Here is a 21,863-nt window from a genome sequence, read left to right as displayed (position 1 = left end):
TATCAATAATTTTCACCACTATTGATAACACCAACTACTTTTGCGCTACAACAATAATACGCTCTGATTCCTCTGTAGGTGCCTCATCAAGAAAATCGGCAGAAATCTCTAAAATTTTAAAACCGATATCTTCTAACCACTGAACATATTCTTCAATAGCAAATGTTCGTTGATAATGTGTTTCTTCAAAACGCTCGTATCGATCGCCTTCACGTTTAAAGAATGTTAGCTCATGTTCAATACTATATGGATATTTACCTTCGCAAACGTGCCAAATATACGTCAAATCCGGGTTGGTATCCGCAAAAAGATAATCTTGAAATATTTCTGTTACCTTAAACAGCGAATGAACATCAAAGATTAATATTCCACCTTCTTTTATGCTTTCATAAAGGTGGCGAAATGTCTGAAAAACTTCTCTATCGTTTTTCAAATAATTTAATGAGTCAACATAAATCACCGCGCCGTCAAAATCGCTAAAACCTTCTAAACGTGACATATCTTGTTGAACATAGTGAATTCCAAGACCTTCTGTCAACGTTTTTTCATACGCTAAGGAAAGCATTTCTTCAGATAAATCAATTCCTGTTACATGATACCCTTCCTTTGCTAAAAGAATAGAGATGGTACCCGTTCCACAACCAACGTCTAAAATCGTACTTCCTTGGGGTAAATATTGCTTTGTTTTTGAAATCCACTTATGATAAGGAACATCCTGCATCAGGATATCATAGTAATATGAAAAAGCTTCATATGCCATTAGTTTAACATCCCTTCCACATTAACGCGAGGAACATCTGCCCATAACTTTTCTAAATTATATTCTAAACGAGTTTCTGGGGTAAATACATGTACAATAATTGTTCCGAAATCGGCTAATACCCATTCTGCATGGTGTGCCCCTTCGATATGTTTTAAACTTAACTCACTAATACCTTCTAAGTCTTTTAGCTCACGAATAATACCTTGTGCTAAACGATCATTTTTTGCTGTTGTAATAATCATATAATCATAAATTGGGGAATGATTTTTCATATCTAATACAACAATATCATCTGCATGCTTATCATCTAATGCTTTTACGAATTTCGCTAAAATTTCCATATTAATCCACTCCATTATAAATAATCATAATAATATTCATAGGCAGCCATTGTATCCGGGTGAATATCCGCTGATGACTTTTGTTTTAAATACGCAATCGTATTGGCTAATGTTTTAGCAACAGCCCTATTTAAATCCTGGCCAGACAAATTACGAATCTCATCTACCCCAGGTTGGATACGACCGGGTTCAATATAATCTGCTAAAAAAATAATTTTTTCAAGTGTCGACATCGCTGGCCTTCCAGTCGTATGGTACTTAATCGCGTTTAAAACATCCTGATCAATAATCCCGTAAGACTTTTGGGCAACAATTGCCCCAACTGGAGCATGCCATACCAACGGACTATAGTTTAAATACTCCATTTCATTTGCGGCGATTAACTTTTCTTTTAATTCATTATTTGGTAAATATTTCGCAATATCATGTAATAAGGCAGCTACCTGTGCGGATTCTAATAAAACATGATACTTTTCTGCTAATATTTCACTTGTTCTTACAACACCTAATGTATGTTCATAGCGTGTCGGCGGCAGTTGATTTTTAACTTTTTCTTGTAATTGTTTTAACTTCATCGCTTATTTAGGTAAAACAATTTGTTTCTTTTTACTTGATTCTTTATAAAAAACAATTGTTTTTCCAATCACTTGAATGATTTCAGCATCAATATCCGATGCAATCTCCGCCGCAATTGCCTTTGGTTCCTCAAAGCAGTTTTGTAAAATTGAAACCTTAATTAATTCACGTGCCTCTAACGCATCATATACCGTTTTAATTAGTGGATCATTAACCCCATTTTTTCCTACTTGAATAATAGGTTGCATGGTATGAGCGAGTCCCTTTAAGTAACTCTTTTGTTTTCCTGTCAACATTCTGTTCACCTCTTCATAGTTTCTTACTATTTTATCTACATAGTCTCCGATATTCTTTATAAAAAGAAGACTCGGCAATAATGAATAAACTATTTCTAATTGATTAATCACCCTTAACGGGTTCATTATACCATCGTTTAAGACAATTGCGCCTTTTAGATGAACTTTTTTTAAATCAGTGAAGGTCTAACTAATACACCGACACCCTTTGGCGCATAGACCGTTATTTCCTGGCCTGCCCCCATTAAAGTTATCCATCCTAGTCCTGAAATAACGAGGTCCGTTTTTTCTTTCCCGATATGGTACACATGTTTTTCCATCGCAGCAACACCGTTGGATGTTTCAACAATAGGTTTTAAGACATTTCCTGCCTGTGTTTGCCATAGGGAATCTGCTTTTTCTAATTTTGTACGATGAATATGCAAAGCATTTGAAAAATGAGTAATAAAAGAAGTACGCTCGCCTTTAACAAAATCCATTCGGGCTAAGCCACCAATAAACAGTGTTTGTTTTGGATTTAATTGGTAAACACCTGCTTTGATTTCTTTTTTAGGAGTAATTTCCTTCAAAACTTTAGGTGAGACATAATGAGCTAATTGGTGTTCGTTAATAATCCCCGGAGTATCAATAATTGATGTTTTTTCATCCAGAGGAATTTCAATAATATCTAATGTTGTCCCTGGAAAATGGGATGTTGTTATAACATCGTCTCGCTCTTCCGTAAATCGTTTAATAATGCGATTCACAAGCGTTGACTTTCCAACATTTGTACACCCGACAATATAAACATCTCGTCCCTTACGATATTTTTCAATCATTTCCATTAACTCATCAATTCCTAGTCCTTTTGCAGCACTTACTAATGCAACGTCTAGTGGCTTTAATCCAATTTCCTTTAATGAGCGTCGCATCCAATGATTTAGTTTTGTTTTATTTACTGATTTAGGTAATAAATCAACTTTATTTCCTACTAATAAGATATCATTTCCATTAATATGACGTGATATTCCTGCAACCATACTTCCTGAAAAATCAAAAATATCAACAATATTTATAACAAGAGCATCTGATTCTCCGACTTTTTGTAAAATTTTCAAAAAGTCGTCGCTTGTTAATGAAACATCTTGTACTTCATTATAATGTTTTAATTTAAAACAGCGTTGACAGTAAATGAATTGCCGATCCATTTTCTCAATACTTGATTTAGGTGTATAGCCTATCTCCTTAGAATTTATTGTTTGAATGGTTGCTCCACAACCAATACATTTTAATTCTTCCATAAAATCCTCCTCGATATTAGTCTAAATACGGTGGAGTTGGTAATTGACGTTTCTTTAGCCTTTTCACGACAAGCTTTTCGAGTTGACGATTTAGCTTCGTCGAACTTTCATCCGAATGTAGATGCACGGGTTCGACTAAAATCATATATAAACCAAGACGTTTAGCGACTAAGACATCCGTCATCAATTGGTCTCCAATCATTACGACTTGTGAGCGATCGTATTGTTTTAAAATTCGGCTCAATTTAACTTTTAATGGTTTCAATGCCTTATGATGAGCAGCTTTAATTTTTAAATCTTTTGCAAAGTATGCGACACGATCTTTGTTATTATTCGATACAATTATAACCTCAAATCCTAATTGTTTTGCCTCATCAAAAAATTTCAAAATTTCAGGTGTTGGGGCTTTGACAGTTGCTCCTACTAATGTATTATCAAGATCCGTTAAGATAACACGCTTTCCATCTTCCTTTAATTTCATCAAATCTATTTGGAATATATTTTTTACATATTCATCTGCTACAAAATAACGAATCAAAAAAAAACTCCCCTTTCATACTTCAATACTATTGACCACAAAATCGAATGACATTTTTCTACGTATTCATTTCATTTTATCATAAATTCACAATAGTTTTAAGTCTATCGACAGAAAGTTACGCATATAATCTACTAAGTCAATCCACGAGGGAGGTTCTTGCTTATGTTTTTGTTTCAATTTATCGCCTCACTCTTCTCAAACCTTGTACCATTAGTTGGTGCGATTAATAACCAGGCCTTTCCTAGCCCATTAACAGCTGAGGAGGAAAAATATTATCTTGAACAAATGGCTAACGGAGACAAAGAGGCACGTGAGAAGTTAATCGAACATAACTTAAGACTAGTAGCTCACATTGTTAAAAAGTATCAAAATCAAAACGATGATAAAGAAGACCTTATTTCTATTGGTACCATTGGTCTTATTAAAGCCATTGACTCCTATTCACCTGATAAAGGAACAAAATTAGCCACTTATGCTGCACGTTGCATTGATAATGAGATTCTAATGCTATTTCGTTCATCCAAGAAATCAAGAAACGATGTTTCATTATATGACCCGATTGGTTTTGATAAAGAAGGAAACGAAATTTGTCTCATTGACGTTGTCAAAGATAATGGTATGAGTATTAATGACGTTGTCATTCAACAAATGGATTTGGAAAAAATCGAAAAAAACTTAGATCAACTTACCGAACGTGAACGAGATATAATTGTTCGAAGATTTGGCCTTGGCCATCATCAAGAAGAAACACAACAGGAAATTGCTAACTCCTACGGAATTTCCCGAAGTTATGTTTCACGAATTGAAAAGCGCGCACTTTTAAAACTGTACCGTGAATTTATTAAAAACTAAAGACGGGAAAAGGGGATAAGTATCCCCTTTTTCCTATAGTCGACGACGATAGTCTGCATCTGATGGCATACGCCAATCCGTCCGTGGAGAAAGAGAAATATCTAATACTTTAGGTCCGTCCGGCATAGCTGAACGTTTAAATTGTTGAGAGTAAAAACGACGATAGAAAATCTGTAAATATTCTAATAATTTTTCTTCAGAGAACTCGTCTTTAAATGCTTCTTTCATTAAGAGATAAATACGATCTTCTGTATCCCCGTTATTAAGCATATGATATAAAATAAAGTCATGAATTTCATATTTACCAATAATCTCTTCCGTATGTTGTGGCGTGTCAATTAATTCCGGTGAAATCGGAGTATCTAACACATCGGCCAATGTTTCTTGCAATAATTTTGCATCTTCTTCATTCATTGTTAATTCCTCTGATTGAAGGCACATAAACTGTTTAACCATAAACTTGACTAGTGTTTTAGGAATCCCTGCATTAATTGCATACATAGACATTTGGTCTCCATTATAAGTACACCATCCTAAGGCTAATTCGGACATATTTCCCGTTCCTAAAACTAAACCATTCATTTTATTCGCTAAATTCATTAAAATATTAGTCCGTTCGCGAGCCTGTGCATTTTCGTAAGTAATATCAATTTCTTTAGGATCATGACCAATCGTTTCAAAATGAGATAGGACAGATTCCCTTAAATCAATATCATGATGTGTAACTCCTAACACTTTCATTAATTGGTTAGCATTTTGATTTGTTCGTTGAGATGTTCCGAATCCTCTAATAGTATAAGCCATAATATTTTTACGTGGTATCTCAAGGAGGTCAAATGTTTTAGCCGCCAATAATAAAGCCAGAGTTGAGTCTAACCCACCAGATACACCAATTAAAACTTTATCCAATTTAGTGTGCTCAATTCGTTTAGCTAATCCTGCCATTTGAATATTCATCATCTCTTCAAATGCATCTTTTAAATCATTTTTTGGAACAAATGGAGTGGGATCAATGGTTTGTTCAAATTTATAGTGTTTATTTTCAACAAGATTAAATGGAATGTGCTTTATATAATCCATATTATCTTCTGCACTTTGTCTAAAAGAAGACGAGCGACGACGATCAAACTGAATATTAGAAATATCTAAATCAGCAAACATAACATTTAAATCCTCGCGTGAAAACATGTCTGATTCAGCTAATAATGTTCCATTCTGGGAAATTAAACTATGGCCACCAAAGACCCCGTCCGTCGTTGACTCGTACACCCCAGATGAACAATAAATATAACCTGCAGCAAGTTTTAAACTTTGAATACGAACTAAATCTTTACGAGTTTTACTTTTTAAGTAAACCTCATTACTCGTTGATAAATTTAAAATAACGTCTGCTCCATTCAACGCTAAACGTTGACTTGGAGATGAGGGAACCCATAAATCTTGACAAATTTCTACACCAAATGAAATTCCTGATTGATGATGATCAAAAATAAGTGATCCAAATGGAACTTTACGACCTAAAAACTCGATTTCATCATAATGTTTAACGATTTCATACCCGCGTGTAAACCAACGCTCTTCATAAAATTCCATGTCATTTGGAAGATAAAACTTTGGAATAACTCCTAAAATCTTATCCTTTTGGATGACAATAGCACAGTTATATAAATTTCTATGAATTGAAATTGGTGCCCCGACAGCGCACACCCCTTCAAACGGATTATTTATTAATAAGTGTTCAATGGCCGTTTTAACATCTTGCAATAAATATTCTTGAAATAATAAGTCTTGGCAAGTATATCCGCAAATAGATAGCTCCGGAAATACTAAAATTCCTGCTTGGTGATCTTGGGCTACTTGTAACGCCCTTAACATCACATCTACATTTGCCATCGGATCTCCTACTGAAACTTTCGGCGATGAAGTCGCCACTTTTAAAAATCCATGATAAAACATGAATTATTCACCTCTTCCATATAATTGATGTCTTTTAATATAATCGTCGACTGATTCCAATACTAAATCGGTACGATTAGGGTTTTCTCGATACATAGTTGATGAGATATCACGTTGATGAAAAGCATCTAGAACTATAAAACGGTCTTTAAAAGATGGGAATTGATTACTAATCAGTTGATTTACCTCAATATCATCACGTTTAAAGACAATTAATTTAAATGTTTTCATAAGTTGTTCATACTGAAACCAGTTCGGTAAATCTTTTAAATTATCTGCACCGATAATAAAGGCAATCTCCTCTTCTGGATATTTTTTTTGTAGTTGACTTAATGTTTCATAGGTCGTCAACACTTTTTCCGACTGAACTTCGATTAAAGATACAGAAGCCTGTGGTAATTTTTCACACAACAATTCTAACATCGCAACTCGATGCTTTGCCGTAATTAACCCTCTTTTAGGATAATCGTCCCCCACCGGTAAAAAATAGAATTTTTTACAGAAGTTTTGTTTTAAAATGTGCATTGCTATTTCATAATGTGCGATGGTGGGAGGATTAAAGGATCCGCCAAAAACAACAATCATTAATTATCACTCCTCTTTTCACTTCACTTTATTATGAACCAAATATTATTTTTCATCCAAGGAACCGAAAAGAAAACAATCGCCATTTAAATGCGATTGTTTCCCCTAATTTAAATCATTGATACAAGTTCAGATACCATCTCTGAAGATTCTTTCGCAGCTACTGTTAGAAACTCATTAAAAGAAATATGTGATTCTTTTCCGGCAATATCTGATAACGCACGAACAATTATAAAAGGTTTTTCATAATGATGGCAAACTTGTGCAACGGCTGCTGCCTCCATTTCAATTGCAATCACGGACGGGCAATTTTTTTTAATCAATTCCATTTGATCTAAACGATTAATAAAAGAGTCACCTGTTCCAATTGTTCCTAACCAATAATTTTTCCCGATTTTATCCAGAATAGATTCCACTTTTTTCACTAATGAAACATTCGATTCATAAATTGCGGGCATTCCCGGGACCTGCCCATAGGCATAATTAAATCCAGTGACATCTACATCATGATATAATGTGCCTGTTGAAATCACAACATCTCCTATATTTGCTTCCTCATGTAAACCACCCGCTGATCCTGTATTAATAACATAATCAATATTATAATGTTCAAATAGTAATGTTGTCGCAATGGCGACATTGACTTTCCCTATACCACTTTTTAACAATACAACCTCACGATGATTTAATTTTCCTTTTGTAAATTCTACATGAGCAATTGTTCTAACCTCTTCAACTTCCATTGCATCACGTAATAATGCCACTTCTTCTTCCATTGCACCAATAATTGCAATTGTCATGATTTTCAACCACCTTTTAAAATTTAATAAAAAAGAGCTGCTTTGAGGCAGCTCGGGTTTTATCGGACGTTTACGATTGCAATCGTTAAGACACCTTTAGGTGTAGAAACAACTGCCGTGTCACCTTGACGTTTTCCCATTAATGCTTGTGCAATAGGTGATTCATTTGAAATTTTTAAATCAAATGGATTGGCCTCTGCACTACCTACGATTTTATATGTTACCTCTTCTTTTGTTGCATCATCGCGGTATGTTACCGTTGACCCAATCGTAATAACGTCGCTTCCTTCATCCGATTCAATAACAACGGCATTCTTTAAAATATATTGTAATTCTTGAATGCGCTCGTAAACCATTGCTTGTTCTTCACGTGCAGCATCATACTCAGCATTTTCCGAAAGGTCCCCTTGAGCACGTGCTTCTTGTAACTTAACTTTAATTTCTTCCATTCGCACCTGCGTTAGGTGATCTAATTCATCTTGAAACTTTTTAATCCCCTCAAGGGTTAAATGTTGTTGTTTTTCTTTCATTAAAAATTCCTCCGAATCAATTGAAACCAGTAAGATTGATTATTTCAACTATATATTATACATGAACTTCATAATTTAGTAAATATTATACCATTAATCAAATTGAGGTGTACAATTGTTAAGTTAATGTCTTATTTATTATTCCATTTTAAGGATAAATCATACTATTTTTTTCAATTTTAAAAAGTAGTTTATAATTTTTTCATTCTTTCTATGCGCTTAAAATACTATTGATTTTTGTAATTAGTAAGTCTAAAGCTACTGCATTAGTTTTACCGTCAGGTACAATAATATCCGCATATTTTTTCGTAGGTTCAACAAATTCTTGGTGCATTGGTTTAACCGATTCTATATATTGAGCAATCACTGAGTCAATCGTACGTCCACGTTCTGTTGTATCTCTTAATAAACGTCGAATAAATCGGATATCATCATCACTTTCTACAAAGATTTTGATATCTAATAATTCACGGATTTTCACATCTTCTAAAACAAATAATCCTTCCACAATAATAATTTTTGTTGGATCAATTTTTTCAGTCACGTCGCTACGTGTATGCTGAGTATAATCATAAACAGGTTTCTCAATTGAATAACCAAGCATTAACTTTTTTAAATGTGTGACAAGTAATTCATTGTCCATTGAAAGAGGATGATCATAGTTTGTCTTAATTCTTTCCTCCATGGTCATATGACTTTGATCATTATAATAATCATCTTGTCGTAACAATGTAATCGTGCGATCTGAAAAAGCGTCATATAAAATACGTGAAACACTTGTTTTACCTGAAGCTGTTCCTCCAGCAACGCCAATAATTAATGGTTTATTCATCTTTCTCTACCTCATTTATAACAATATTTTTAAAAAAAGATTGGACCGATTTTCTAATCAGAGAATCAAATATCCTATCTTTTTTTTAGTATTTTCTATTCAACATCTTTCAATTCCAAATACGTAGTATACACTATCTTTTTTCAAAATTCAACAATATTTTTACCGAATTCTGTCTTTAATCCTCGGAATATCTTGACAAAAAGCCATAGTTTTTAACTATGGCTTTTTTATTATTTAACGTGTTTTCTCATCATATCGTTTTTATAAACTTTAAAAGGCACCTTGAATTTTAGCACTTGTTTTGGATGCCTAGCTACTTCTAACGCCTCACCACGTTCATCAAATAATTCTTCAATCGTCATAACCTGTGTCTTAATTTTAGGACCGAAAAATTCAACGACTTCACCTTTTTTAAAGTGATTTCGCTGTTGAAGTGTAACTTCTTGTGTTTGTTCATTATAATCAAGGACTAATCCAATAAACTCTTGGGTTGGATGTTCATCTCTATTATTAAACATTTGCTCCTCATGAGACGGAATTCCTTCAAAAAAGGCCGGCGCAGTTTCGCGATTTGCACATTTTGAGAGTTCCACTAATAAGTCTTCATCAAACACAAAATGATCCGGATCTTCACAGTATAAATCAATTAATTTACGGTAAGTACTTACTACGGTAGCAACGTAATGGATCGACTTCATACGCCCTTCAATTTTTAAACTATCAATCCCTAGCTCGATCATCTCGGGAACTGAGCGTAATAAATTTAAATCTTTTGGACTCATGGCAAACTTAATCTCGTCCTCATTAAATAAATGTGTCATCTCATTACCTTCATTTTTTACAAGGTCGTATTCCCAACGGCAAGACTGACAACAACCTCCACGATTAGAATCACGGGCAGTCATATGATTAGATAGTGTGCAACGCCCTGAATAAGCTATACACATGGCACCATGAACAAATGCCTCAATTTCAACATCTGTTTGATCCACAATCTCTTTAATTTCTTCCTTTGTCGTTTCACGAGCTAATACAACACGATGAAGTCCTTCCTGTTCCCAGAACTTAACTGCCATAACATTCATTGTTGATTGTTGCGTACTTAAATGAACCTCAACATTTGGTGCCACTCGTTTACATGTTTCAATAATTAATGGGTCCGCTACAATAATACCTGCCACACCAATTTCTCCAAGTGCAGTTAAATACTCTTCTAGCCCCTCCATATTCTCATTATGAGCAATAATATTCGTTGTAATATAAATTTTAGCTCCATATGGCTTGGCAAATTCTACGCCCTCACGAATTTCTTCTAATGAAAAGTTTTGAGCGTTTGAACGTAGTCCGAATTCTCGCCCACCGATAAAAACAGCATCGGCCCCATATACAACTGCAATCTTAAGCTTTTCAAGGGAACCTGCTGGCGCGAGTAACTCCGGTTTCTTTACAATCACACGTTTTCCATCCACGATGGCTGATACCTTCTGTCTTGCCATAATTACGTACTCCTCTCTCTATTTATTTTTATAAATTGACGGTTTATAGAAAAAGCCACGATCAAGTAATCGAGATACCGGTTGAATTTCTTCCATTTTTTTATACAATGCGCGTCCCACTTGGTTATATTTTGCTGGGTCCTCACAAAATAAATCGATTGCAAAACGATAAGCTTGTGTCACCGACAATAAATATTCACGAGATTTTAAAATTCCGTCCACTCTTAAAGCATCTACACCCGCTTCAATAAACTCAGCCAAGTCGTCGATCATACACACGTCACTTCCATTGAAAATATGTGTACCTTGGCCATCCTCAAATACCGGATAATATAGTTGGCGCTCTGGATCAAAAAGTTGCAACCCTTGCTCACGTGACTGAACCTTTTCAACGATTTGCCCTTGGAACTTCAAGTAATTTCCAACTAAATGGCGTCGCGATTGAAACATACAAATAGCACCATGTACTAAAATTTCAATCTCACCTTTCGCATGATCTTTAGTTTCAATAACCGAATGCTTCATAATTTCAGGTGCTAAAATCGTGCGGTTTACTCCACGGTCATACCAGTAATTAACTGTAAAATAGTTTGTTCCAAGCGTTTCACTACTCCAGTGTAGTGTCATGTGAGGCATAATTTCCCTAGCAAGCATATATGCCCCAGGATCCGAAAAGCGTAAAGCATCAATCTCCCATTTTTTAAGCTCCTCAAGATAGATTCTCAATTCCTTCAATAGGGCATTGGTCATGATCGCATTAATAGCTACGTAAACCTTTTTATGATGACGTTTAATTAATTGAACCGCTTCATATAATTCATCTTTATTAAAATAACCTGCTAAACGCAACCCAAACTTTTCATCACCGATAATAAACGCATCCGCACCGGCTTCGATTAAGGGTTCAATCTCATCAAAATGATGAGGCGTCACAACTAACTCTGGTTTTTTCATCTTATCAACTCACTTTATTATACTAACTTTCAACTTCATCTTTGTTTTCCATATCAGATCTTTCATGATGATTATAAGGGCAAAAGAACCTCTACCCCTTCCTTCTTTTAACATCATGAATCACACATCATTAGGAACACAATTTTCTCCCGCATCTTACTTTTCAACATAAATTTGTTCTAAAACAAATGTGAGATGCATATCTATGATTATAAACTACTTACTTTTTTTTTGCACTTATTTTGGCTTATTTTGTTTAGAATACTGACTTATTCACTAAAAAACACCGCAAACTAGCAGTGTTCTTTCAAAATTTCTTTGTTTTTCTTCATGCTAATGGCAACGCCATCTCCAATTGGTAATAATAAGGTATCATACCCTTCATGTTGTGCTAACCACTCATTGTATCTATTAATCTTACGAACCAACTGTTTCAAATTTCGACTTTGCTTTTGTTGATTATCAAAAATGTGACCGTGGAAGATTAAATTATCGCTAATAATCATTCCATCTTCTTTCAATAAAGGTTCATATTTTTCAAAAAACTTTTGATACTGCGCTTTAGCCGCATCAATAAAAATCACATCATATTGTAATATAGGAAGTTGATTATTTTCAATTTCTAGTGCATCTGCCTCGATTAAAACTACCTGGTTTCCAATAGACGCGCGTTCATGATAAGACACTGCTTCTTGATAACGAACAGGATCTCGCTCAATACTAACAATTTTCGTATGTGGTAAATGTCTAGCCATCATAAGTGAGGAGTACCCAATGGCCGTTCCAATTTCTAAAATAGCTGACGGATTTTTAATTCTTAACAATTGAAGCATCAATTCAAGGCCTTGTTCCTGAATGATTGGTACGTGATGATCCTCAGCGTACTTTTTCATTTCAATTGAAAGATCATCATGAATAATGGTCTTAAAACGACTCATAAGTTGTAATAATTGTTCATTCATTACCTTCTTCTCCTTACTGCTGTCGACATACATTTGTCCCTGCCTCATATGAAGGGAGTAGATATGCGCGATAAAAATTCATGTGTTCCTCATATGTTTCAAAGAAATGGGTTTTCCCGTCCACACAACCAAACATATCCGCTATAAAGAATAAATAAGAATGACTTACCGGTTGTAAGACAGCCTTAACGGCATCAATCGATGGATTGCTCACCGGTCCAATAGGTGCACCTGGCGTCACATATGTATTATACGGTGATTGCACACGTGTCATTGCCTCTGTCACTCGTACCGCATGTTCATCTAATGCATATAAAACCGTCATATCGCTTTGTAAGTACATTCCCGAATTGATCCGATTAAAAAAGACACCCGCTACCATTGGCATTTCCTCTGTGTTTTGGGTCTCCCCCTCAACAACGGATGCTAAAGACATAACCTCATGTACACTTAAGGGGCTCGTTTCAAATAATTCACGGATAGGATCCAGTTTCTTTTGGGTCACATCAAGCATCTGACGTGTTAGTTCATCCACGGTATATGCTCCTTTTGAAAATGAGTAAGTAATCGGATAAATATACCCCTCAAGTGGATATTTTATTCCGTCTTTTAAAATATCCTCGGTTAAAAACCAATAATCATTAATCAATTGATTTATATACTCTGAATTTTTCCACTCGGTTAATAAGTCTTCCGCTGTCAAGGAAACCAGTGGTGATACATTCGCTGCGACGTATTCTAAATCATACCCCTCAGGGATTGTCACTTTAACACTATCGGGTTCGACGACGAGCCCTTTTTCGAATTTTTGATACATTTGCTCAAGCGTCATCGATGGTGTTAATTCATACTCTCCCGCTTGGATATGAGACCAATCATGAAGACGTACAAGTAAATCGGCCATTTTCGGATGTTTAATCAGCCCAAGCGCTGCTAACTGTCGATTAACTTTCTTCGTTGTTGTTCCAGGCTCAATTGTATAATTAATCACTGTGTTATCTTGGGAATTGAACGGTTTAACGGTTGCCTGGTATAAGTAACCTCCATATAAAACGACAACCACTAAAACGATACATACACCCCAAGTAAAAACACGTACAGCTTTTCCCATTCATTTTCACCTCTAAAATAAGCAGTGTAAGAGTGGAGGCCTCCTCCATTCCTACACTGCTTTTTATCAATTATTCTGCACTTTCAGCCTCTTCGTCAGCTAAAAATGTATTAATTACTTCTTCAATCATATCCCATTCTGCATCTGTTTCTACAGGTAATAATTCTCCACCTTCGTTATTATTACTTGGAATATAAGCTGAAACATGTAAATCAACATTTCCATCAGCATCCTCGTGCTCTGCCCCTACTGGGTAGTAAACGACATATGATTTATTATAGTCATCTGAATCAAATGTAAATAAAATTTCACATAATAATTCATTTCCGTTTTCGTCAATAACTGTTAATTGATTTTCATCTAACATTGTTAACACCTCTTATTTTATTATTACACGAATGAACGTGCCTGGCTTGAATCCAGATAGCTTTGTAAAATGATGGTTGCAGCCATTTTATCAACAACTTTTTTACGTTTCCCACGACTTACATCCGCTTGGATTAATACGCGTTCAACTTGCATCGTCGTTAGCCGTTCATCCCATAAAATTACTGGAACGCTTGTTGCCTCCTCAAGTTTTTTAGCAAACTCTTGTGTCGCCTGACCGCGCTCTCCGATTGAACCATTCATGTTTTTAGGCAGTCCTAAAACGATTTTTGAAACATGTTGTGTTTTTACTAATTGTTGAACGTGTAAAATTGCTTTTTTATAATGATTCTCTTCAAAACGGAACGTTTCGACCCCGTGAGCCATCATACCTAATGCATCACTAATCGCGATACCTAACGTACGTGTTCCTAAATCTAATCCAAGTGTTTTCATTTTCTTGTTTCAACAAATTTTTCTAATAAAACTTCTAAGATTTCATCACGTTCAATTTGTTGGATTTTATTACGTGCTCCCTGATAACTTGAAATATATGCAGGGTCTCCTGAAATCAAGTATCCAACCACTTGATTAATGGGGTTATATCCCTTTGTTTTTAATGCCTCAAAGACATCGACTAAAATTAACTCAACTGTTTCATTTTGATTTAATTTATCCTCAAGTGCCTCATTTAGCATCATCGTATGATTTGAGATCATCATATTCACCACCCATAAATAGTCCTTAATCCTATTTTACAATATTGCATTGAGGATGAAAAGAACTATAAGTTATTTTTTAACCATTCGTCAACGCTTAATAAGGCATCTGCAATTTTAGTGATATCTTTAGCTCCAGCTTGTGCCATATCTGGACGGCCACCACCACCACCGCCGCAAACGCTTGCTACTTCCTTAACAATTTTACCGGCATGGACACCTTGTTTAACATAGTCTGCCGTTACCCCACAAGAAATAGCTACTTTTCCTTCTGAGGCACTTGCTAAAACGATAACAGCTGAGTCTAATTGTTGTTTAAACTCATCTACCATTTGACGAAGATGATTCATATCTACGTCCATTAATTGCGCTGTTAAAACCGTTAATCCATTAACCTCATGTGTATTATGAACAATTTCTTTCATTTTTAAATGCGATAATTTAGATTTTAATGATTCATTCTCACGATGAAGCTCTTTTACTTCGTCTAAAACTCCCGCAACTCGTTCTTCAAGTAGCGCCGGTTTCGTTTTAAGCGTTTCTGATACGTTTGTAAATCGTGTAATAAAGTGATTCATATATTCATACGCCGCTTGAGAGGTTACCGCTTCAATTCGACGCGTTCCGGCACCAATTCCAGATTCAGAAATAATTTTAAACAACCCAATTTCTGAAGTATTTGTGACGTGACATCCACCGCACAATTCGATGCTATACTCCCCAGCTTTAACGACACGTACAACATCTCCATATTTTTCACTAAATAAGGCCATTGCACCCATCGCCTTTGCCTCATCAATCGATTTTTCAAACACTTGAACTGGAAGTGAAGCCCAAATTTTTTCATTCACAATGGATTCGATACGTTGTAACTCTTCAGCCGTTAGACCTTGCATATTTGTGAAATCAAAACGTAAACGCCCAGCTGATACTAATGACCCCGCTTGATTCACATGATCACCAATTACATCTTTTAATGCTTGATGTAATAAATGTGTCGCTGTATGGTTTTTCGTTAAAGCCAAGCGATCATTCACTGTAATTGAGGACTTAACACGGTCATTTAAAGACAGGATTCCCTCAACGTTTATTGTGTGTAAGTGTTGACCATTTGGCGCCTTAATAACATCTTGCACTTCTACCGTTGCCTGTTGAGATACCATCGTTCCTCTATCAGCTACCTGCCCTCCACTTTCTGCGTAAAATGGCGTGCTATCTAAAATCACTTGACCTTGTCCCGATAATGACTCTACAACTTCACCATCTTTTAATAATAAAATCACTTGACCTTCTGATGTATATTGATCATATCCAACAAACGTCGATGGTGTTTTAAAATTCATAAGCGCCTCATTTTGAGATTGCATACTTGCTACATCTTCGCGAGCGTTACGTGCACGGTCTCGTTGAGCCTGCATCTCTTGATCAAACCCATCTTTATCAACACTAAAACCTGACTCTTCCGCATACTCTAATGTTAATTCATACGGGAATCCATACGTATCGTAAAGCATAAAGGCATCTTTCCCTGAGATAATTTTTGTCTTACTTTTCGCCATTAAATCATTTAAGATTTTTTCTCCATCAGCAAGTGTTTGACGGAAACGATCCTCTTCAGACTTAATCACCTTTTGAACGAGTTCAATTTTATCTAACACGTATGGATAATAATCTTTCATGATATCCGCTACAACAGGGACTAACTCATACATAAACGCACGATCAATTCCTAAATTTTTACCATAACGAACAGCGCGGCGAAGTAAACGACGTAAGACGTAACCTCTTCCTTCGTTTGAGAGTAACGCCCCATCAGCCACCGCAAATGTTACGGTTCTTACATGATCGGCAATAACTTTAAAAGCAACAGCCGTTTCATTCGTGTATTTCACACCTGAAATTTGTTCTGTTTTTTTGATAATTGGCATAAATAAATCGGTATCGAAATTAGTTTCTACCCCTTGTAAGACGCAAGCCATACGTTCAAGCCCCATCCCGGTATCTATATTTTGATTTGGAAGCAACGGATACTCACTACGATCTAATCCTTCTTTAGAATTAAATTGTGAAAAAACAATATTCCAAATTTCAATGTAACGATCATTTTCAATATCTTCCTCCAATAAACGGAGTCCAATATTTTCTGGATCATATTTTGGACCACGATCAAAGAAAATCTCTGTATTAGGACCACATGGACCTTCTCCAATTTCCCAGAAATTATACTCTAATTTCACGATATGTTCTGGTTTAACTCCAAGTTTAATCCATAAATCATACGTTTCTTTGTCACTTGGATACACCGTTACATAAAGTAAATCCTTATCAAAACCAAACCATTCTGGAGAAGTTAATAATTCCCATCCCCAAGTAACAGCCTCCTCACGGAAATAATCACCGATTGAAAAATTTCCCAACATTTCAAAGAATGTATGATGGCGCGCCGTTTTCCCTACATTTTCAATATCATTTGTACGAATTGATTTCTGTGCATTTGTAATTCGTGGGTTGTTTGGAATTTCACGCCCATCGAAGTACTTCTTTAACGCTGCGACCCCACTATTAATCCATAATAAAGTTGGATCATTTGCCGGAACTAATGATGCCCCTGGCTCGATCATATGCCCTTTAGATTTAAAGAAATTTAAATACATTGAGCGAATTTCTGAACCTGTCATATATTTCATCGTTTATCACCTCTTAAAATGAGTATAAAAAAAGCCCTTATAAATTAAGGACGATGTGAACGCGGTACCACCTTATTTTTGTTTTTATGAAAAAAACAACACTTAAAGGCGATAACGGTGCTAACCGATAGGTTTTACCTACACTCAAGAAGTAGCTTTCGAGTATTTTTCATTAGGGTTTATCTCAGCCTAGAAACCCCTCTCTGTGGAATTACAAATCTCTACTTTCTTCTATCAACATTTTGTTATTCGACTCTATTTTATCGATTTTACGTCAGAGTTTCAAGCTTTTTTTTATATTTCGTATAACTATCGATCAAAAAGTTTTTCATTTAATCTAAAAAGAGCCTCCCCTAAGGGAGGTTCTTTTAAAATGGCATCATATCATGAAAGTAATCTTGCCAACATCCAATATTTTTTCGATACTTTTTCATTTGACGTTGAAATTGTTTTTTATAATGACATGGGTCTTCTTGATAAGCTACTGTCACAATAAACACTAAAATAAATAATACTAGTAGAACTGCTTTTTTCACACCATTCACCTCACTTCAACATGATAGTTTTAGTTTGGTTCATTTTATTTTTTTTATGTTAATATTCAAAAAAAATTTATCCTACTCGTCCATAAAATCATAGGGCGTGACTCCTTCAAGTTCCACCTCATCCAAATATTCAAATGGAATTCCATGTTCCTTAAAGTACTCCTCAAATGGATTTGTAATCGTTGTGTGTTCCTTTTGCATTTCAAAGCGTAATTTTAACGTTGTTTGCCGTTCATCTCCCTCATTTTTTACCCCTTTATCCAATGCCAAATACTCCCCAATAATAATGAGAGATTTTTTTGCCCGAGTGATAGCAGTATAAATTAATTTTTTTTGAAGCATCACGTGATAGGCATGAGTCATTGGAAGGATGACAATCGGATACTCTGAACCTTGAGATTTGTGAACAGAAACACAATAAGCATGGGTTAAATTTTGCAAATCACCTTTTTTATAACTTACCTCTTTTGAATCAAAACACGCGATAAGCCGGTCTTCCTTCTCTTCATTTTCATTCTTATAAGAAATCCCGATAACTTCACCAACGTCGCCATTCATAACCCCCGTTTCAGGTTGATTAGATAGTTGTAATACTTTGTCACCAATCCGAAAAATTCGTTGACCGAATACCATCTCCCTTTTATTTGAATCATCAGGGGGATTAAAGATTGCCTGCAACATTTCATTAATCGCGTCAATTCCACATTCTCCACGATACATCGGAACTAACACCTGAACGTCGTTTGCCGTATACCCTTTTGAAAGTGCATTTTCAACAATCTTCTTCAAGTAAAGCGGTATTTGTTGATGTGGTGATTCAACATATAAACGATCTGTTTTTTTTTCTCTTAAGTCGTTTGGTAGCCGATTATTCTTTACGGCATGAGCTAACGCAATAATCGACGAATCTTGCGCCTGTCGGTGTACTGTTGTCAAACGCGTTAATGGAATGGCCCCACTTTCAATTAAATCCTTTAAAACTTGCCCTGGACCTACCGATGGCAATTGATTATCGTCTCCTACTAAAATGACTTGAGCACCCGTTTCAATACATTGAAACAGCTGAAAGGCAAGCAGTGTATCTAACATTGAACTCTCATCAATAATAATTAAATCATAATCTAATTGAGAAAACTCATCATGTTGAAAAACACCGTCAACACCATATCCAAGTAACCGATGAATAGTTGAGGCCTTTAATGTCGTCGTTTCCGTCATCCGCTTAGCAGCGCGCCCCGTCGGGGCAGCTAACGCAATTGGAAATTTCTTTTCAGAGGTTGCGTATTGGCTAGGGTCAAGTGTGATTTTATGTAGTAAGGAATAAGCCTTTAAAATTCCTTGTACCACTGTAGTTTTTCCAGTTCCAGGTCCCCCCGTAATAATACTAACCGGATATTTTAGAGCCATTTGAATAGCCTCTTCTTGTTCCTTCGAATACGTGATTGACATCTCCTTGACCAACCGTTTCATTACTTCCTCTAGTTCCTTATCATTAATCGAATCTTTTGTCTGTAACCTTAAAATCGATTCAACGATTCCCTTTTCACTATTTACGAGTAACGGAATAAATAAGAATTCGCCTTCAATATAAATTTTTTTCTTCTGGATAAGTGATTGAATTTGTTGATCAATCTGAGAAAAATCAAGAAGTTGAGCAGACTTTTGATTTAAATACTGAAGAGCACTTTGTACGAGTTGCTTATGATAGACATACGTATGCCCTCTTTGAATAGCGATTTGATCTAGTACATATAGAAGTGCGGCACGAATTCGACGTGGATCATCCAATGAAATACCTAATCTTTTTGCCAGTTCGTCTGCCCGTAAAAATCCGACTCCTTCAATATCCTCAATAAGCCGATAGGGGTTCTCTTTAATTATTTCTAACGCCTGGTATTGATAGCGTTTAAAAATTTTCATGACAAGTTTCGGACTTAAATCGTATCCATAAAGAGGAGCTAAAATTTGCTCAGTCCCCTGCTGATCAACCAACGTCGCATATAGCTTATCCGCCAATTTTTTTGATAGCTTAGGTACTTTCTCTAACGCTTCGCGATTGTTTAAAATCACATTAATCGCGTCGTCCCCAAGTGTTTCAACAATTTTTTCAGCCGTCTTTTGTCCGATCCCCTCAAAAATATCACTACTTAAGTAATGCACCAGAGAAGATTTCCCCCTAACCGCGATACTTTCGTAGGCATTCACCTGAAACTGCCACCCATACTTCGGATGTTTGATTAGATTCCCCTTAAATCGATACGTTTTGTTTTCTGTTAACTTAGGAAAATAACCCGATACCGTCACCTTGTAATAAGTTTTATTTTCCGTTAATCCAATCGCTTCACATACTTTTTCATCTACAACTTTGTACGCTAATTGAATTTGCTCCTCGGGACATTGGTGTTCGGTAACTACTATTGTTCCTATTGAAAAACCATTATCCTCGTTATAAAAGATTGAATCTAAAAATATTCCCTGAATTGAGTTGACTTCTTCCATCAACGTCACCCTCTCTTAATACATTCGACGCTCACCGTCTTTAAAGGCTGCCTCGATACGTCCACCACCTAGGCATACATCCCCTAAATAAAAGACAGCCGCCTGTCCAGGGGTTACTGCACGAACCGGATCTAAAAGTCGAACCCTTAATAGTTCCCCTTCCATCCATTCAAGTTCAACTGGAACATCGGGTTGACGATAGCGGAATTTAGCCGTGCATTTGAAAACGCCTTTAAACTTCTCTGTTGGAATCCAGTTGACATTTGATACGTGTGCTTCATCTGCATAAACATATTCATTCTCAAAACCTTGACCCACATATAAAATATTTTTTTCTAAATCTTTTCCAATAACAAACCAAGCATCACCTTTACCACCAATACCCAGTCCTTTTCGTTGCCCAATTGTATAATACATCAGTCCGATATGTTCACCTAAAACTTCCCCGTCTAATGTTTGCATAGTCCCAGGTTGTGCGGGTAAATAGTTTTGTAAAAATTGGGTGAAATTACGTTCACCAATAAAACAAACTCCTGTTGAATCCTTCTTTTTAGCCGTTGCTAAATCCAACTTTTCGGCAATTTCACGAACCTCAGACTTTTGTAATTCCCCGACTGGAAATAACGTTTTACTAAGCTGTGCTTGTGTTAATTGGCTTAAGAAGTACGTCTGGTCTTTGTTGTTATCAACCCCACGTAACATTCTCACCTCTTCGCCATGTTCAACACGCGCATAATGTCCCATAGCAATATAATCGCAGCCAAGCCCCATCGCATAGTCTAAAAAGGCTTTAAACTTCACTTCTTTATTACACATAATATCTGGATTCGGGGTGCGGCCCGCCTTATACTCGTCTAAGAAATACATAAAGACGCGATCCCAATACTCTTGAACAAAATCCACACGATGAAGTTTAATTCCTAACTGATCGGCGACTGCCTTAGCGTCCATATAATCTACTTCCTGTGGACAGACCGCATCATTAACGGTAGGATTTCCTAATACATCCGAATTTGCGGCACTATCCCAATTTCTCATAAAAACACCTTCGACATCATAACCTTGCTCTTTTAATAAGTACGCAGCAACTGACGAGTCAACACCACCTGACATTCCGACGATAACTTTTTTTCCTTTATTTAAACTCATTTTTGAAACCTCCAATTTTC

23 protein-coding genes and 1 other annotated feature are annotated in these 21,863 nt (G+C 35.9%); of the genes, 1 reads left to right on the top strand and 22 read right to left on the bottom strand.

The features are described 5' to 3' along the window. Window positions 1-34: 34 nt before the first annotated feature. The 6 genes from VXM77_RS05940 to VXM77_RS05915 form a co-directional block, all read right to left on the bottom strand. Window positions 35-760 carry a class I SAM-dependent methyltransferase gene (locus VXM77_RS05940; protein ID WP_338507376.1) on the bottom strand — a complete coding sequence of 242 codons (726 nt, stop codon included), beginning with the start codon at window positions 758-760 and terminating at the stop codon, window positions 35-37. Continuing rightward, a complete protein-coding gene (gene rsfS / locus VXM77_RS05935; protein ID WP_338507375.1) occupies window positions 760-1,104 on the bottom strand; it encodes a ribosome silencing factor in 345 nt (114 codons plus the stop codon). The genes VXM77_RS05940 and rsfS overlap by 1 nt, the downstream gene beginning before the upstream one ends. A gap of 14 nt (window positions 1,105-1,118) precedes the next feature. Continuing rightward, window positions 1,119-1,679: a bis(5'-nucleosyl)-tetraphosphatase (symmetrical) YqeK gene (gene yqeK / locus VXM77_RS05930; RefSeq protein WP_338507374.1), complete on the bottom strand. Its 561-nt coding sequence runs from the start codon at window positions 1,677-1,679 to the stop codon at window positions 1,119-1,121. Between the two features lie 3 nt (window positions 1,680-1,682). After that, a complete protein-coding gene (gene yhbY / locus VXM77_RS05925; protein WP_338507373.1) occupies window positions 1,683-1,976 on the bottom strand; it encodes a ribosome assembly RNA-binding protein YhbY in 294 nt (97 codons plus the stop codon). 170 nt (window positions 1,977-2,146) lie between these two features. Beyond that, complete coding sequence (gene yqeH / locus VXM77_RS05920) at window positions 2,147-3,256, bottom strand: ribosome biogenesis GTPase YqeH (RefSeq protein WP_338507372.1); 1,110 nt, start codon at window positions 3,254-3,256, stop codon at window positions 2,147-2,149. Window positions 3,257-3,272: 16 nt separating this feature from the next. Beyond that, the gene (locus tag VXM77_RS05915) at window positions 3,273-3,794 is read right to left on the bottom strand and encodes a YqeG family HAD IIIA-type phosphatase (RefSeq protein ID WP_161832531.1); all 522 of its coding nucleotides are present in this window, start codon (window positions 3,792-3,794) and stop codon (window positions 3,273-3,275) included. Between the two features lie 165 nt (window positions 3,795-3,959). Here VXM77_RS05915 and sigK point away from each other — a divergent pair, with 165 nt between their 5' ends. After that, window positions 3,960-4,649 (top strand): RNA polymerase sporulation sigma factor SigK, encoded by a 690-nt coding sequence (gene sigK, locus VXM77_RS05910; RefSeq protein WP_161832530.1) that lies wholly within the window; start codon window positions 3,960-3,962, stop codon window positions 4,647-4,649. A gap of 33 nt (window positions 4,650-4,682) precedes the next feature. Here sigK and VXM77_RS05905 read toward each other — a convergent pair whose 3' ends face one another. The 16 genes from VXM77_RS05905 to mnmA form a co-directional block, all read right to left on the bottom strand. Next, entirely contained in the window at window positions 4,683-6,605 is a 1,923-nt protein-coding gene (locus VXM77_RS05905) for an NAD(+) synthase (protein ID WP_338507369.1), read from the bottom strand. Between the two features lie 3 nt (window positions 6,606-6,608). Next, window positions 6,609-7,190 (bottom strand): nicotinate (nicotinamide) nucleotide adenylyltransferase, encoded by a 582-nt coding sequence (gene nadD / locus VXM77_RS05900; RefSeq protein WP_338507367.1) that lies wholly within the window; start codon window positions 7,188-7,190, stop codon window positions 6,609-6,611. A 110-nt stretch (window positions 7,191-7,300) separates the two neighbouring features. Continuing rightward, window positions 7,301-7,990, bottom strand: a complete 690-nt coding sequence (mtnN, locus tag VXM77_RS05895; RefSeq protein ID WP_161832527.1) for a 5'-methylthioadenosine/S-adenosylhomocysteine nucleosidase — start codon at window positions 7,988-7,990, stop codon at window positions 7,301-7,303. Window positions 7,991-8,049: 59 nt separating this feature from the next. Continuing rightward, window positions 8,050-8,520: a transcription elongation factor GreA gene (greA, locus tag VXM77_RS05890; RefSeq protein WP_161832526.1), complete on the bottom strand. Its 471-nt coding sequence runs from the start codon at window positions 8,518-8,520 to the stop codon at window positions 8,050-8,052. A 211-nt stretch (window positions 8,521-8,731) separates the two neighbouring features. After that, a complete protein-coding gene (gene udk / locus VXM77_RS05885) occupies window positions 8,732-9,352 on the bottom strand; it encodes a uridine kinase (RefSeq protein ID WP_161832525.1) in 621 nt (206 codons plus the stop codon). A gap of 233 nt (window positions 9,353-9,585) precedes the next feature. After that, window positions 9,586-10,851, bottom strand: coding sequence for a U32 family peptidase (locus tag VXM77_RS05880; protein ID WP_338507366.1), 1,266 nt, complete (start codon window positions 10,849-10,851; stop codon window positions 9,586-9,588). An 18-nt stretch (window positions 10,852-10,869) separates the two neighbouring features. Then, window positions 10,870-11,805, bottom strand: a complete 936-nt coding sequence (locus tag VXM77_RS05875) for a peptidase U32 family protein (RefSeq protein ID WP_262953752.1) — start codon at window positions 11,803-11,805, stop codon at window positions 10,870-10,872. Between the two features lie 293 nt (window positions 11,806-12,098). Beyond that, window positions 12,099-12,767, bottom strand: coding sequence for an O-methyltransferase (locus tag VXM77_RS05870; RefSeq protein WP_338507363.1), 669 nt, complete (start codon window positions 12,765-12,767; stop codon window positions 12,099-12,101). 13 nt (window positions 12,768-12,780) lie between these two features. After that, the gene (gene mltG, locus VXM77_RS05865; RefSeq protein WP_338507361.1) at window positions 12,781-13,878 is read right to left on the bottom strand and encodes an endolytic transglycosylase MltG; all 1,098 of its coding nucleotides are present in this window, start codon (window positions 13,876-13,878) and stop codon (window positions 12,781-12,783) included. Window positions 13,879-13,948: 70 nt separating this feature from the next. Next, complete coding sequence (locus VXM77_RS05860; protein ID WP_161832520.1) at window positions 13,949-14,245, bottom strand: DUF1292 domain-containing protein; 297 nt, start codon at window positions 14,243-14,245, stop codon at window positions 13,949-13,951. A 23-nt stretch (window positions 14,246-14,268) separates the two neighbouring features. Next, window positions 14,269-14,700, bottom strand: a complete 432-nt coding sequence (ruvX, locus tag VXM77_RS05855) for a Holliday junction resolvase RuvX (RefSeq protein WP_161832519.1) — start codon at window positions 14,698-14,700, stop codon at window positions 14,269-14,271. Further along, window positions 14,697-14,966: an IreB family regulatory phosphoprotein gene (locus tag VXM77_RS05850; protein WP_317452439.1), complete on the bottom strand. Its 270-nt coding sequence runs from the start codon at window positions 14,964-14,966 to the stop codon at window positions 14,697-14,699. The genes ruvX and VXM77_RS05850 overlap by 4 nt, the downstream gene beginning before the upstream one ends. Window positions 14,967-15,028: 62 nt before the next feature. After that, window positions 15,029-17,650 (bottom strand): alanine--tRNA ligase, encoded by a 2,622-nt coding sequence (gene alaS, locus VXM77_RS05845; protein WP_338507358.1) that lies wholly within the window; start codon window positions 17,648-17,650, stop codon window positions 15,029-15,031. A 43-nt stretch (window positions 17,651-17,693) separates the two neighbouring features. Beyond that, window positions 17,694-17,897, bottom strand: a binding site (T-box leader). A 121-nt stretch (window positions 17,898-18,018) separates the two neighbouring features. Further along, a complete protein-coding gene (locus VXM77_RS05840) occupies window positions 18,019-18,186 on the bottom strand; it encodes a hypothetical protein (protein WP_202618787.1) in 168 nt (55 codons plus the stop codon). A gap of 81 nt (window positions 18,187-18,267) precedes the next feature. Continuing rightward, window positions 18,268-20,694, bottom strand: a complete 2,427-nt coding sequence (locus tag VXM77_RS05835; protein WP_338507355.1) for an ATP-dependent RecD-like DNA helicase — start codon at window positions 20,692-20,694, stop codon at window positions 18,268-18,270. A gap of 15 nt (window positions 20,695-20,709) precedes the next feature. After that, entirely contained in the window at window positions 20,710-21,843 is a 1,134-nt protein-coding gene (gene mnmA, locus VXM77_RS05830) for a tRNA 2-thiouridine(34) synthase MnmA (protein ID WP_262951039.1), read from the bottom strand. Window positions 21,844-21,863 lie beyond the last annotated feature (20 nt).

Source organism: Turicibacter sp. KK003, from assembly GCF_037014675.1.
GTDB classification, from domain to species: Bacteria; Bacillota_I; Bacilli_A; order MOL361; family Turicibacteraceae; genus Turicibacter; species Turicibacter faecis.
This window is presented reverse-complemented; position numbering and strand designations above follow the sequence as displayed.